Origin of the sequence: Diaphorobacter nitroreducens, from assembly GCF_002214645.1 — a bacterium.
Lineage (GTDB): Bacteria > Pseudomonadota > Gammaproteobacteria > Burkholderiales > Burkholderiaceae_C > Diaphorobacter > Diaphorobacter nitroreducens.
In genome coordinates this window covers 1007689-1021778 of record NZ_CP016278.1, presented here as the reverse complement: position 1 = coordinate 1021778, position 14090 = coordinate 1007689, and the positions used below count along the sequence as shown (strand labels likewise).

At 61.5% G+C, this 14090-nt stretch carries 9 protein-coding genes and 1 pseudogene; 3 read left to right on the top strand and 7 right to left on the bottom strand.

Translation table 11 applies throughout. The annotated features are described in order from the left end of the window. Positions 1–57 precede the first annotated feature (57 nt). Both BA022_RS04825 and BA022_RS04820 read left to right on the top strand, forming a co-directional pair. On the top strand, positions 58–834 hold the full coding sequence (locus tag BA022_RS04825) for a HamA C-terminal domain-containing protein (RefSeq protein WP_088886719.1): 777 nt from the start codon (positions 58–60) through the stop codon (positions 832–834). Beyond that, on the top strand, positions 821–4330 hold the full coding sequence (locus BA022_RS04820; RefSeq protein WP_088886718.1) for a DEAD/DEAH box helicase: 3510 nt from the start codon (positions 821–823) through the stop codon (positions 4328–4330). The genes BA022_RS04825 and BA022_RS04820 overlap by 14 nt, the downstream gene beginning before the upstream one ends. Before the next feature lie 178 nt (positions 4331–4508). On the opposite strand, the gene acpS is transcribed toward BA022_RS04820, so the two are convergent. The 6 genes and pseudogenes from acpS to BA022_RS04795 form a co-directional block, all read right to left on the bottom strand. Further along, positions 4509–4922, bottom strand: a complete 414-nt coding sequence (gene acpS / locus BA022_RS04815; protein WP_088886717.1) for a holo-ACP synthase — start codon at positions 4920–4922, stop codon at positions 4509–4511. Positions 4923–4959: 37 nt separating this feature from the next. Next, positions 4960–5133 carry a hypothetical protein gene (locus tag BA022_RS19290; RefSeq protein WP_236884917.1) on the bottom strand — a complete coding sequence of 58 codons (174 nt, stop codon included), beginning with the start codon at positions 5131–5133 and terminating at the stop codon, positions 4960–4962. Between the two features lie 129 nt (positions 5134–5262). Continuing rightward, positions 5263–6054 carry an IS21-like element helper ATPase IstB gene (gene istB / locus BA022_RS04810; RefSeq protein ID WP_088886716.1) on the bottom strand — a complete coding sequence of 264 codons (792 nt, stop codon included), beginning with the start codon at positions 6052–6054 and terminating at the stop codon, positions 5263–5265. Beyond that, positions 6047–7566 (bottom strand): annotated as a pseudogene (gene istA / locus BA022_RS04805) (IS21 family transposase). The gene istB and the pseudogene istA overlap by 8 nt, the downstream one beginning before the upstream one ends. A 65-nt stretch (positions 7567–7631) precedes the next feature. After that, positions 7632–8144, bottom strand: coding sequence for a hypothetical protein (locus BA022_RS04800; protein ID WP_228403706.1), 513 nt, complete (start codon positions 8142–8144; stop codon positions 7632–7634). A 24-nt stretch (positions 8145–8168) separates the two neighbouring features. Then, positions 8169–8693, bottom strand: a complete 525-nt coding sequence (locus tag BA022_RS04795; RefSeq protein WP_088886714.1) for a hypothetical protein — start codon at positions 8691–8693, stop codon at positions 8169–8171. Positions 8694–9058: 365 nt separating this feature from the next. Here BA022_RS04795 and BA022_RS04790 point away from each other — a divergent pair, with 365 nt between their 5' ends. Further along, on the top strand, positions 9059–9826 hold the full coding sequence (locus BA022_RS04790; protein ID WP_187306015.1) for a hypothetical protein: 768 nt from the start codon (positions 9059–9061) through the stop codon (positions 9824–9826). 167 nt (positions 9827–9993) lie between these two features. On the opposite strand, the gene BA022_RS04785 is transcribed toward BA022_RS04790, so the two are convergent. Continuing rightward, complete coding sequence (locus BA022_RS04785) at positions 9994–13968, bottom strand: nSTAND3 domain-containing NTPase (protein WP_148665124.1); 3975 nt, start codon at positions 13966–13968, stop codon at positions 9994–9996. Positions 13969–14090 lie beyond the last annotated feature (122 nt).

The window sequence follows — 14090 nt, the reverse complement described above, 5'->3', positions numbered from 1 at the left end:
CCGTTGGCGAGCCGTATCCGCCGATCAGGGATCAGGCGCCACTAATGGAGGGACACCGTGGGGTTATACGAGAGGTGGTGCGAGTCCACCAAAGAAAAGAACAAGCGCAAGCACTACTGGACCTATGTCGAGAAAGATGGCGGCCGCGACGAAATCCGCGATGACCTCGCTGAGACCATTCGCTCGCACTACGACCGGCTCGAACGCATTGCCGATGACGTAGAGCGACTTGGATACAAGGTCGCCGCCAAGATTCTGAGCGCGGCAATGCCTCAGACAGACAAGGGCCGTTCGGGCGATCTCGGCGAAATCCTTGCAACGGAGTTGGTCGAGGAAGAGATCGGCCTTCGCGTCCCTGTGCGCCGGCTCCGTTACAAGGACGGCCGCAACATGGCCATGCGCGGCGATGACTTCATCGGCGCCGGCTACGTCGGCGAGAAGCTCTGGCTCCTGAAGGGTGAGGCCAAAAGCAACAAGAAGCTTGGCAAATCCACGGTCGCCAGTGCTCGCAAAGTGCTCGACCGTGACAGTGGCCGTTGCACGCCGGACTCTCTGCTGTTCGTTGCCAATCGCCTGCTGGAAAGCGACGACCCTGACGACAACGCGCTGGGTCGCGATCTCCGCGACGAAGTGGGTCTCAATTCCCTTCACGCCGATCGGATTGACCACATGATCTTCACCGTGTCAGGTAACGGCCCTCACGCTTCCTTGAAGGACGATCTGGACGCTGCTGGTACCAACCGCGACCACTACGTTGTGAACATCCACGTCGAGGATCACCAAGACTTCATCGCGGCCATGTACCAGGAGGCGGAAGATCTTGGAGACGCCTGACGAACTGACCGCTTTCCTCTCCGCTGCGACCGTCGACGGAGTTCTCGGTCGCCTCCTATATCGCGGCGCGGCATGGTCGCTGATGCGGGAGGCAGGCGTGCTACCGCAAAACGCGCCTGCCTTGGGCGCGACCATCGAAACCGATCTCGCTGAGCATGGCTTCGCTCTACTTCGAGGCGCCATGGCTCTGCGCACTCAGGCCGGTGCGTCTGAGCTGACGAACAAGGCTTTCGAGCGGGCCGCCAACGCCTTCGAAGCTCTGGTTCGAAATGGTGATCCTGAGGTGCCCGATCGAGGTTTCCGCCGCACCATCGCCGCCGCTGCCTATCACTTAGCGGGCTTCTCGGCCGTGGCCTACTCCCTCTTCAACGAGACGGCAGAAGAGCTCAACGCTACGCCGGGCGAAACGGCCATCCGTCACTTGATCTTGCGCGACCTTGGCCAGTTGCGCGGTTTCGTTCGTGATTGGCTTGGCAACGAGGCCCACGGCGATAAGCAGATGGCCGAGGCCCTTGGCGGCGACGATCCCGACATTGACGAGGTTTTGTCCACCATCCTCAATACGACGATCTGCCGGGCGTTGGCATTCTTCGACTTTGCACTTGAGACGGGCGAACAGGAGCCGATCGAAAGTGCACGGGACCTGCTCGCAGCAGCTGTCAGCCTGGCCGACAACGCCGAGAACGTCCCTTTGTGGTGGATTTCGAAGCTATGCAGCCACCTCATCGACGACCTGTGGCAGCACTCGCTTCATCAAAGGCTGCCGACCGAACCACCCGAGGGGACGGAAGAAAAGTACCCCGATCTGCGTCGGCTGTTCATCTCATCGCTCTACGCCCGGAAGACCTCAGAAGTGGAGCTATGGCCTTCGCAGCGCGAAGCCGCCCTACGTTCCACGGACATGACGGACGACTTGGTTGTGGCCCTGCCAACCAGCGCGGGCAAGACACGCGTCGCCGAGATCGCAGCTCTGATGACGCTGTCCTCAGCACGCCGGGTCCTGATCGTCACGCCGCTGCGCGCGTTGTCGGCTCAGACCGAGCGTTCTTTCCGAAGGACTTTCGCGCCACTTGGGTTCAGCGTCTCCTCACTCTACGGGGCCAGCGGCCTGTCAGCGGGCGATGAGGACGCCCTCCGCTCCCGCGAGATCATCATCGCCACGCCCGAAAAGCTCGACTTCGCACTGCGAAGTGACCCGTCCTTGATCGATGACGTCGGCTTGATCGTCCTCGATGAAGGCCACATGATTGGGCCGAGCGAGCGCGAGATCCGCTATGAGACGCTCGTGCAACGCCTGCTGCGACGCGCAGACGCGGCCGAACGCCGGATCGTCTGCCTCTCCGCGATCTTGCCGAGCGGTGACGAACTTGACGATCTCACGGCCTGGATACGCTCCGACGAACCTGGCGAACCTGTGCGTTCAGACTGGCGTCCCACGCGCCAGCGCTTCGGCGCGCTTACCTGGCGCCGCAAGGATGCACTGCTGCGACTCGACCTCGACGACGACGGTCCATTCCTTGACAAGTTCGTCGAGGAGAGGCCCGCGCGGGGCAGGGAGAAGAATCCATATCCGCGCAAGAACTCGCACCTTGCGCTCTTTGCTGCATGGGAGTTCGCCGGCCAGGGCAAACGCACCCTAATCTTCTCCACCCAGGCCAACTGGGTGGAGAGCTACGGCAAGCAGGTCGTTGACCTCTGCAAGCGCGGCTATCTCGAACCCCTTTTGGAGGACGAGGCGCCAATCGCACGTGCGCTAGAGGTCGGCACAGAATGGCTGGGCGAGAATCATCCAGCCGTCGCTAGCCTGAAGGTCGGTGTCGCAATTCACCATGGCCGCCTGCCGAGTCCGTTCCTACGTGAGCTTGAAATCCTCCTGTCCGATGGCGTACTGAAGGTCATCGTCGCGTCACCGACGCTCTCACAGGGGCTCAATCTCAACGCTGCTGTTCTGCTCGTGCCTGCGCTCTATCGGGCTGGAGAAAAGATCAAGGGCGAGGAATTCGCGAATGTCGCCGGACGCGCCGGGCGCGCCTTCGTCGATGTCGAGGGCCTAATCGTCCACGTCATGTTCGATAGGACCAACTGGCGAATGAGGGAATGGAGAAAGCTGGTTGACTCCGCTAAGGCACGCACCCTCAAGAGCGGACTCATCCAGATCGTTGCTGAGATCCTTGAGCGCTTGTCGCGCGAGGGCGTGCTTGATCGCGACGACGCATGGGAGTACCTCGCAAACTCCCGAGAGGGTTGGAGATCACCCGGCGAAGAAGCCGAGGTGGCCGAGCGCCTCGCCACTGCCGTGGAATACGACCCTAACGGTGATGAAAGTGAAGAGGAAGGCGGTGAAGACGATGAAGAGGAAACAATCGACGAGGAGCCACTGTCGCAGCTTGTAGAGCGCCTCGATGCGACCGTGTTCGGCCTGGTTGAAGCGCTGGATGCCGATCGCGCCGATCTCCCGAAGCTGCTGGACGAAGCGCTTAAGGGTTCGCTTTGGGCCCGTCAGATCGCTCGCGAAGAAGAGGATGTCGCGCCTGTGCACAAGAAGGTGTTCGAAGCACGCGCCGACCTCATCTGGAAGACCACAACGACACAGGCTCGGCGCGGACATTTTGCAATGGGTGTTGGGCTCGAAGCTGGCCTCGCCATCGACGCCATGGCCGATGAACTCGCCGAACTGCTCGATCGAGCCGACGACGCAGCACTGAGCGGCGATCTCAGTGAGCTCGCTAGCGCTCTCGGCGGCCTAGGCGAGCGCCTGCTCTTCATGCGCCCCTTCATCCCTGACAAGGCGAACGCGCTACCAGCGAACTGGAAGGACATCCTTCGACGCTGGGTGTCCGGCGAAGAAGTTTCCAAGATCGGTCCGCAGAACATGCGAGCGATCGAAGAGGCCTTCACCTATCGCTTGGTTTGGGCGCTGGAAGCCGTTCGCACCCGCCGCATGTCCCTCGGCTGGTCGCCGGACAAGGTGGCGGGCGGCGCAGCGGCAGCGGTCGAGACCGGTGTCCCGCAGTTCATGATGGCAATGCTGATCCGTGCGGGCCTGCCGTCACGACGCGCCGCAATGGCGGCCATTGAAGACGCCCTTCCCGTCTTCGTCACCCCGGCAGAGATGCGGGCTTGGCTCGAAACCGACGAGGTAACAGCCAACACCGACGCGGGCGACTGGCCAACGCCTGACACTGCTGCACTATGGGCACGCTTTCGAACGGAAGCTCTGAGCAGTGGCATTCAGAAGTGGTCCGTTGAACGCTACAAGCGTCTGCTCGACATAGATGACGCCCCACCCGCCGGCCTCTATCGGATCGTCACCAACGAGGGGGATGGACGAACTTGGCTGACATCCCCCGACTACCAGCGGGTCGCCGCGTTTAAGAAGCCAGCGGTCGATCCCAAACCTAGCCTCTTCTCAGGGCGGCTGCTGGGCAATACTAGGCTCGTGGAAGCACTGCGCGTGGGCCGCGGAAAACTGCACTGGCCGCCCGCCGATACGTAGATGGGAACCGTAGACGTGCACTATGCCTGGATCGACGATAGCAAGCGCGCCCCTGTTGCTAAGGGGGAGTAGCTGTGTTGACCCAGTAATAACCTGCTCAACCATGCCAGCCCGTCTGCGAATTTTTCGACTATTTACGCAGCCGGAAAGCGCCCGTGCAGCACATGACCCGCAGAACTCAAGCAGTCAAAGCGATGACACTCGCTATCGCAATTGAGCTCGTGTGACTGGCGCTCACCAACCAATGGGCGATCCCCCGCTCATTCGCAATTTTCACCAGTCGGCGGTGTAGCACGACAGCCGGTGCGCCGCTCCGCTGAGAGACAACCTCGACATCCGTAAAAGCGATGCCATCGCCCCAACCCGTGCCCAGTGCTTTCAGTACGGCCTCCTTGACCGCAAAGCGCGACGCAAGTCTTTCTGTTCTGTCGCCCCCCTCATCCGCGGTAGCCAATTCTGCAGTCGTGAAGTAACGATCCAAGAAGTCGCTTGCCTGTTTGTTTACGAGGCGAGCAAAATCTGCGGTGTCGACAACATCCACGCCATGGGCAACGACGTTCCGAAAGTTCAAAAACTGCGTCTCGTCGGTCATTCCAGGGCCTCCTGTCACTAGCTCAATCGAATAGCCATCAAGGCTTGTGAGCAGGCTTCCGCCGAGCGCTTTTCGGTGGACCAAGAAAGGTCAGGCTCTTCGCGTCCTGATCAACCAATATCTTCCCGCCACCAGCACTCAGGACTTGACGCCAAACCTCGAATCCGACCAAGATCGCGCGCTGCCACTCACCTAGCGACCGCTCACGCACTTCGAGGAGTGACGTCACGCTGTTGGCGCCGATCTAAATCTGACCCACCCTGCCGATTGAACTTTGACCCAGGGCTTGGGGCCGGCATCAGCTGATGCCGGCTGTGGACAACTGTAGCGCGGAGCTTGTTCAGCCCGCTTCGTCGCCTTTGCTGCGCCGCTCCTGCTCCCTGGCCTTGATGCGTTTGCGCGTGGCCGCTGTGGCCTGCGTGACGCGGTAGCTCTCGTTGCCGGTCTCCACGATGTGGCAGTGGTGCGTGAGCCGGTCCAGCAGCGCCGTGGTCATCTTGGCGTCGCCGAACACGGTGCTCCATTCAGCGAAGTCCAGGTTGGTCGTGATGACGACGCTGGTGTGCTCGTAGAGCTTGGACATCAGATGGAACAGCAAGGCGCCGCCGGCCTGGCTGAACGGCAGGTAGCCCAACTCATCGAGGATCACCAAGTCCAGCCGCAGCAGGCTGGCCGCGAGGCGCCCGGCCTTGCCCTCGGCCTTCTCCCGCTCCAGCGCGTTGACCAGGTCCACCGTGCTGTAGAACCGCACCCGTTTGCCGTGCGCGCTGATGCCCGCCACGCCGATGGCCGTGGCCAGGTGGGTCTTGCCCGTGCCCGGGCCGCCCACCAGCACCACGTTGTGCGCCGCGGCCGTGAACTCGCAGGTGGCCAACTGCGTGACCAGCTTGCGGTCCACCGGCGAGACCTCGAAGTCGAAGCTGGCCAGGTCGCGATGCACCGGGAACTTGGCACTGCTCATCTGGTGCTGCACCGAGCGCGTGGCGCGGTCGCTGGCCTCGGCCTGCAGCATGTGCTCCAGCAGCCAGCGCGAGCGCTCCACCTCGGCGTTGCGCTGCTCGCCAAGCTCAGCCCAGGTGGCGGCCATGCCGTGCAGGCGCAAGGCCTTCAGTTCTGCGATGACGTCAGCCATGGTCGACCTCCTGCTCAGCCAGGCGGCGCAGACGGTCGTAGCGGCCCGGGCAGCCTGCACCGGTGTGGTCGTGCTCAGTGGCGTGGCGACGTTCGGCGGTCGCTCCGGTGCCGTGAGCCGGGCCAGCACGTTGGCCACGTGCTCCGGGCTGATCCGACCGCTGGGGCCAGCATGCTCCAACGCCAGCTCGGCCGCCACCAGCACCTCGTCCAGCCCGGCCGTGCTGCTCAGCGCCAGCACTTGCGCCATCAGCCGGTCGCCGCCGGCATGACGCAGCAGCGCCTGGCGCAGCTTGGCCAGCGGCTCCGGCAGGTCCACGAAGGGGGCGCCGTTGCGCAGCGCGCCGGGCTTCCTCTGCACCAGCGGCACATAGTGCTGCCAGTCGTAGGCCGTGCGGCCCTTGCCGCTGAGCCGGGCGTGTTCGGCCACCACGCGTTCGTCGGCCACGATCACCACGCGCTGGGGGTACAGCCGCGTGCTGACCGTCTGCCGGGCCAGTTCGCACGGCACCGAGTAGCGGTTGCGGGCCACGGTGACCAGGCAGGTGCTGCTCACGCGCGCCACGTCCTGCACATAGCCGTCGAAGTCCACGGGCTTGGGCATCAGGTGGCGGCGCTCCAGCTCCAGCATCTCCGCCACGCTGAAGGCCTTGTGCTCGGGGTGGCGCAGTTCGGCCCACAGGGCCTTGCAGCGCTCGCCCAGCCAGGCGTTGAGCTCCTCCAGGCTGCCGAAGCGCTGCTCGCGTGCCGCCAGCCAGATGCGCCGCCGGCTGTCCTGCACGTTCTTCTCGACGACACCCTTCTCCCAGCCGCTGGCGACGTTGCAGAAGTCCGGGTCGAAGAGATAGTGCGCGCACAGCGCGGCGAAGCGGCTGTTGACGTCGCGACTCTTGCCGCGGCCGACGCGGTCCACGGCGGTCTTCATGTTGTCGTAGATGCCCCGGCGCGCCACGCCGCCCAGGGCCGCGAAGCTGCGCGTGTGGGCGTCGAACAGCATCTCGTGGCCTTGGCTGGGGTAGGCCACCAGCCAGAAGGCCCGGCTGGCGCACAGCTTCATGTGCGCCACCTGCAGCCGCTGGTAGACGCCGCCGATGACCAGCGGCTCCTCGCTCCAGTCGAACTGGAAGGCCTCGCCGAGTTCGAAGCTCAGCGGCACGTAGGCGTCGCCCGTCGCCGCACTGCCCTGGGCCAACCTCCACGCGCGGATGTAGTCGGTCAGCCGGCTGTAGCCGCCGCAGTAGCCCGCGGCCTTCAACTGCTCCAGCAGTGCCTTGGCGCTGCGCCGCTCCTTCTTCGGACGACGGGCATCGGCGCGCAGCCATTGCTCCAGTTGCTCGACGTAGGGCGCCAGCTTGGTCGGCACCGCCGGCCGGCGGTACTGCGGTGGCTCGGCCTTGCCCAGCCTCAGGTACTTGCGAACCGTGTTCCTCGCCAGGCTCGTCGCCTTGGCAATCTCCCGCACCGACTTCTTCTCGCGGTGGTGCATCCGCAAGACCTTGCCAATCATCACCATGGTGATCACTCCTCGAACCCCGCCCAGCTGTGGATATCTCGGGCAGGGTAGGTTGAACACCTGGGTCAAATTTGGGTCGGCAGGGCCCTCACGGGTGGGTCAAATTTCAGTCGGCGGCAACAGGCGTCGCGCAGCCAGATCTCGAACGCATAGCCTCGCGGGTGCGGCTCCATCGAGGAGAGATCAATCAGCCGTTGCTTCAACGCGAGAATCTTCGGCAGGTCGAAGGCGGCCTTGGGCGGCTCACCAGCCGGAACCGAATCTGGCTTGCCTTGCATGCGATTCATGAGCGAGAAGAATCGGCCCTCTGCGTTCGGGACCCACTCCTCACGCTCACGGTGCCTCCGGATCCCCTCTCGGTAGTCCCACAGGGTCTGCAGCGTCTTGACCGAAGTGAGCAGGTCGACCTTGTTCAAGTAGCACCGAAGTCGCTTGGCCTTCGAGGTGCCATGTTCGCGGTAGGCGTCATCGTAAATGTCGACGTTCAGTTCTTCTGCGAAGAACCGTGCCATGCTGTTGTCGGAGAAGTCGAGGACGTAGCCACCGTTCATCTCGAACAAGTCGTCGAGAAACTTCATGTCCAGCGATCGAATATTCGGCATCTAGGCAGCCCCCTTGAGCTTGAGCAGGAATTCGCCCACCTTTGCCAGAGCCCCGATCGGGGCGATCAGCCCGCCCAGAGCGGACAACGCGGAAACGTCGCCTTCGTCGTTCAAACGCTTAATGGCATCGTCCACATACCGCTCAAGCTCCGCAGCGACAAGGACTGGATCTGTGGTCTGCTCATCGATGCAGTAGATCGAAACGTCCTCGATGTCCTCGCCGTGCACGCGAAAGAACACCATGCAGGGCGGCGCCGCTTGACCCTCAACCCCGAGCGCCTGCATGAACGTCCTGTTGAAATCGCACCAGTGGGCCTCGATCGCACGATCATGTAGATAGAAGAGCGTGATGTCCTTGCCGGTCTTCTCATGCAGCAGTCGAAAGCCGTGAGCGTCGGTCAGGGCGCGGCGTACGACGCCATTGGTCATGTCGTAGAAGACAAATGCAAAGGCCCTGGCCCGTCCGTCATGCAAATATTCTTGGCAGATCGCCTCGAACCTATTGATGAACGCGGTGTAGCCCATACCGAACCCTCGGTCGCCTTTCCTGCATCTGAATCGGGTGCACATTTCCTCCAGTTGATCGAATGTCCAGGCTCGCATTTTCTCAGTCAGTCACTCGACAGAAGTCCAAAGCTCCCGGACAGCACCAGGTGTCCCGCGAACGCAAGGTGGGAGAGCCGAACAGTCCCCGCAGCTCAAAACAGGGCACGTGGTTTGCACCTAATCCAGGCTGCTGTAAGATGTGTGCCGGCGACCGTTATCGCCCGCTGTCCACCATGGCGAACCCTCACGGGATAACGTTGAACCTATCCTTGGCCGATTCCCAACCCTGTGGCGAATCCCGGCAGTGGGCACCGTCGATTCGCGTCACAGATAAGGAATCTGTCATGCGATATATCTCCACGTCCACCGCGACGGTTGACGATCTCAAGAAGCAAGCCAAGAAGCTCCAGCGCAAAGGCGGCGGAAAGCATGCCGACCTGCTGAATCGCGTCGCGCGTAGCGCGGGCTACGACCATTGGCACCACGTCACGCTCTGCCTGAAGGAAACCGAGGAGCGAGCCGGCTTCGGCAAGCTCAACGCCGAGCTGGATCTCATCATCCGCGCCGCTCGCGCGAGCGAGACGAAGATCATCATCACCGGCCCGGAAATGTTGACGGTGCCGCTGGTGCTGTTTACCAGCCAAGGCGATGCGTGGATGCTCGACGCCAATGAGGACATGGCCATGTGCTTGATCTGGCAAGGTAAGGCATTGCCGCGAAACATCAAGGATGCCGGGCGGAACATCGAAATCGATTGGGATGGCAGCTTCGCTCTCGACGGCGATGCCTTCGCAGTTGACACCAATCACCCCGAAATCGGAAGCCGCGTTATCTATGGCTATCCGCTCCGCGAGCTGCGACAGGCCATCGACAAAGCCCAGTCGTTCGACAAGAGGGCCAACATGATCTTCGGTCAGGAAGGCGCGGAAGATCTGACGCCCGAACTGATCGAGCGCCTTGTGGCGCGAGGCTGGGAGCGCGAAACGCTGGAGAACGGCGTTCACAAGGGCGCGCGCTACAGCCCGCGCCGCAACAGCCTACTGTACCCAGCGATGACGGACCTCGATTTCGACGACAACGAAAGCGACGGCTCTGCACAGTCGCCAGCGTGAAGCCGATGTGTTTCCGCAATTTTTCGCAACGGGTCACCAGTCCGTCGAAGCCGAGCGGCATGTTTTCACAGTACGTTGAGCTGGCGCGTGACGGCCCACCGGCACGGCGACGCGAATGACGGCAGGTCCTACGACCGCGATTTCGGCCGGACGTAACAGCTGCGTCTCTACTTCTGCGGTCGCAAGAAGCGACGCACCTCGGCAACACTGAAGGTGTCGCCCAGATCGTCGAGCGCCGTCTCGATCAGCTCACCCTGTCCCCCTGCAAGGGCCCACTTCACGCCCACGTGATCCATGGGCAGCATTTCCGCGATTCGCTGAGCCGTCGGCCCATCCCGCTCGCTCAGTACCCAGATCACCAGAAGCAAGAGCACCCTGCGCTTGGGATGAGTCGCCAGATCCGCCGCGATTCCGAGGATCTGATCCACATCCCCTTGGGCCGCGGAGAGCATCAGCAGTCTCGATGTCACTCCCTCGATTCGCGTTCGCACAAGACTAGGCGTGATCATGGCAACGATTTCGGCCACCACCGATTCATGGCCACCAAGCAACGCCGAAACCGCCGCCAGCCTGACGGTTCGACGCCCTGGGCTCACGGCCAAGTCAAACAGGCGCCGTTGAAAGCTCTCGCTCGCGGAGCACACGAGCAGTTCGAATATTCCCACCTGGACGTCCGGGTCCCGCGTGTCCACAGCAATACGGTAAAGCTCTTCGGCCGCTGCACCCTCAACGTGGCCCAGCTTGGCTATAGCAACGATCGCTCTCTGCGCAATGGGATAGTCGTCTGCCTCACCATGGTAGGAAGCGCGTGGAGACCACTCATCTGCCGCCAGCAACAACAAGGTCGACATGTGAGCAGCATGAGGTTTTTCCCCAAGAACATCAGCCAATGTGAGTCGTACCGGGCTGCCTCGGGCCGTGACCAACGCAAGCACCGACTCTGGCAACGGCGGCGCCAGCGGGATGGCGACATGTCGGAGCGCCTTGGCCACGACCTTGGCAAACTTGTGCGACAACGCCATCTCGATCTCAACGGCCATTTCGTGTCGGATTGCCGATTCGATCGCTTCGACGCAACTGTCTACATCATTGGATTCAGCTAGCAGCCAGTTGACATCATCGGGAACAAAAGTGGCAAAGTAACGATCGAGCCGCACGCGAAACAAGCGCACTTCTTCGCTCGGACTCTGAACCGAGACTAGAAAGTCGATTGCCTCCTGGGACAAACTAGGCGCAGGCGACCCGCGCGTCTCCAGCGCCTGAGCGGCATCACAGAGTTCCCGAAGCTTCGACGGGATTGCCTCACTGACCAACTGCAGCGCATCGTTCAGCACAGTATTTTCAGGCTTCGTCCGTCGCCGCCTGAGTTCGCCGATCTCCTTGGTGATCTCAACGATGCGGGAACTCTGACCTCGCTGCACCAGTCCTTCGACAATCTGAGGGACATCCATAGGCTTGTACCGCATCAAGCATTCCAACGCCGCGAGCCGTGCGGACGAGTCGGGATGTCCGTCGATCACCCGACGGATCAGTGGCTCTTCAAAGCTCGACGCCCCAGCCTTCGTTACCGTGGGCCAGAGAAAGTGCTCATCGTCACTTCCGAGACCCGCGGCGATAGCCTCTGCCACCTCAACCGGATCGGGAGCCTCATCCTTTGCGAGGGAGCGCAGCCAGTAGGAAAGCAGTTTGGCTCCATGTCGATGAGGCCGAAGGCCTTCCCAGCCGAGGTTCCTGCGAACATGGTCCACGTAGGCCTCGAGGAACACATGGGCTGTATGGCCATCGTCGTCGTTTGCCAGGTGCTCTGCGTAGTCTTCGCTGTACACCTCGTTATCGAGGTCCAGACGGGACTCTGCAACCCGCCGAAGGTCGTCCGCACTCGGAGCTAGGATCTGGACAGCTTCGTCGACAATCGCTTCGAAGCCAGCGATATCCGCGAGTGCGCCTTGTGCGATAACGTCGCTGGTGTTGATGTATCCATAGGATACTGCCCGTCTGGCGGCTTCCAGAAAAGCGGGAGTTAGGCCAGGGGCTAGACGCTCAAGTTCGGGCACAAGGTTGCTGTCAAAGTAGTCTCGACTCTCTGGCAGAAGCTCCCGGACAAAGCGCTCGACAAGGGATTTGACTGTTGGATCCGCCCGCATGCGCACGTACCAAGAATCTTCTTGGGGTGGCGCTCCCCACTGCATGAAGCCTGGAAATCCGGTGCCTGGCCGATGCAACAGGAAGCGCGCCACCTCAGCCAGATTGCTGTCCGAAGAACCCGCTGAGGCGGCCAACTGGAGACCCTCTTGAAGCGCTTTACCTCGCAGCTCAAGTTCGCCTCTCAAACTGACATCGATCTTGGATTGCACCTCAGTGCTCACGGTAGGCTTGAGCTCTGCAATCCCATGCACTGCGCGAAGGATGCGCACGGCGGTGGCCGTGCCCCACACTTCGCCCGGACCACCAAATGAAGCAAGAACTTCGAGCAAATGCCGCAAAGTGCGTCGGACGATCAGCGGTTGCCTTCGAAGTGCCTTTTCAATGCCCGCTTCGACTCGTGGGTGGTAGTACGTGACAATCTCTTCGACTTGGCGAAAGTTCCTGGCGGCTACAAAGAACGAGACCAGAGGTAATACTCCCTTCTCAAGTTTGGGCTCCACGTCCGCAAGTGCCTCTTCAATCTGTCGAAGTACTCCAGTTGCAAGCTTATCGTTCGCCTTCAGCAGCGCCCACATCACCGCTGCCGCCCGGACATCATCACGCCCCTCGATTTGATCGATGACTGTCCGCTCTATCGAATCCTGGTGCGCGCGGCGGATCGCCTCGGCAATCAGGTGCGATGGATTTTTCTTGAAGTCACCATCGATGGTTGGTAGCGCATCAAAGAACTTCTGGATCTCCAGTGGCGTCCCTAACTCCGCAAGAACCGTCCTCTCGCTTTCCTTCGCTATCACCTGCATATCACGAGGCAGTGCGCCGATCCGACGCCGAAACAACTGACTGCGCTCATCCGGGCCATAGTGCTCCGCCTCCAGGCTCACTATCCATGGTTTGACCGTCTCCAACACACCGGCCTCCTGGGCCACGTCCAGGCGAGTCGTGGCAATGACCATACGGTCATGCCTCGCATGGGTAAAAATTTGTGCAAGCTGATCGTTCCAGGGCCTGCCTCGGGGATCAAAGTCGTATCGTCCCCATGGATCCTCGATGTCGTAGATGACAGGCAGCTCTGTTCGGTCGGCCTGCAGTTGCTGGGGCCCAGTTGTGATCGATACCCAAGACAACCCCGGGATCTCGGCGGAAAGCTCGTCGAAGAGCTTGCGCGTTGCCATGGTCTTGCCGGTGCCAGATTGGCCGATAATGAGCGCGGCGAAGTGACCGCGCATCTTGGAACGCAGCTCCTGCCAGTTGGTCGGATGGACGTAGTGTTCAAGCTCAGGAGAACTCGCGACGTAGCCATCATGGGCTTTGATGACCTGCTCGAGTTGCCCCCGGGACCACCTTCCCCCGCCGGCTCCTCTTATGCGCACACGGGCCTCTTGCCGCAACTTCTCGATGCATTTGACGCAACGTGCGTTCGGCACTCGAAAGCTGTCCGTCAACAATCTCTTGAGTTCCGTTGCAAGGCGCTCCTCGTCCAGGTTTCCAATGATTGCCACACGCCCAGCGGCGCCTGGCACAAGAGAGCTCCTGATCGAAGCAGGCATGTTCGCCACATCTGGCCATGCTCCCGGCTTTCTCACTCGCAGTCCGCGTGTACCACCATTGAGTGCCGCACTAGTGACGAGTAGATAGCGAACTTGTGGATCGACCAGACGTTGTTTAGCAGAGGGACGTGCCTTACCGTGTTCAAGAAGAGCCTTCACATCGCGCACGGTCCACGCATCACCGCTGCGCCGCTTGACCTGTACGACCAGACGATATCCATCGATTCGGACTGTGCTGGAGAGTCGGCTTGGCTCATGAGGCTCAAGTTCCGCCTCTAGATCTTCTTCGGAAGCAGGCTCAAGCACGATCTCGCCGGTTCGACGGCTAGCGAGAACCAAGTCGAGGGCGAGCCAAACCGATACGTCGATCTGGTAGTCATAGCCTGCAAACGCGTATCCGCCAGATCCACCAACGAATTCGTCGGCGGAGAGTGAGTCTCCGACAACCATGTCTCATCCCCCTCCTTCGTAGACCTCTTCTTAGTCGAAACTGCCATTGTCGCGCCGCGTCCTTTGACTCCAACGAAGCCGCCGCCACGCAACGCTGATCGCCGAAGCGCCGGGCACTTCGA

Excerpts from the sequence above, each read along its gene's own strand:
- acpS (WP_088886717.1), bottom strand. The coding sequence starts at position 4,922 with ATGACCGACGAGACGCAGTTTTTGAACTTTCGGAACGTCGTTGCCCAT.
- istB (WP_088886716.1), bottom strand. The coding sequence starts at position 6,054 with ATGGCTGACGTCATCGCAGAACTGAAGGCCTTGCGCCTGCACGGCATG.
- BA022_RS04800 (WP_228403706.1), bottom strand. The coding sequence starts at position 8,144 with ATGAAGTTTCTCGACGACTTGTTCGAGATGAACGGTGGCTACGTCCTC.
- BA022_RS04795 (WP_088886714.1), bottom strand. The coding sequence starts at position 8,693 with ATGGGCTACACCGCGTTCATCAATAGGTTCGAGGCGATCTGCCAAGAA.
- BA022_RS04790 (WP_187306015.1), top strand. The coding sequence starts at position 9,059 with ATGCGATATATCTCCACGTCCACCGCGACGGTTGACGATCTCAAGAAG.
- BA022_RS04785 (WP_148665124.1), bottom strand. The coding sequence starts at position 13,968 with ATGGTTGTCGGAGACTCACTCTCCGCCGACGAATTCGTTGGTGGATCT.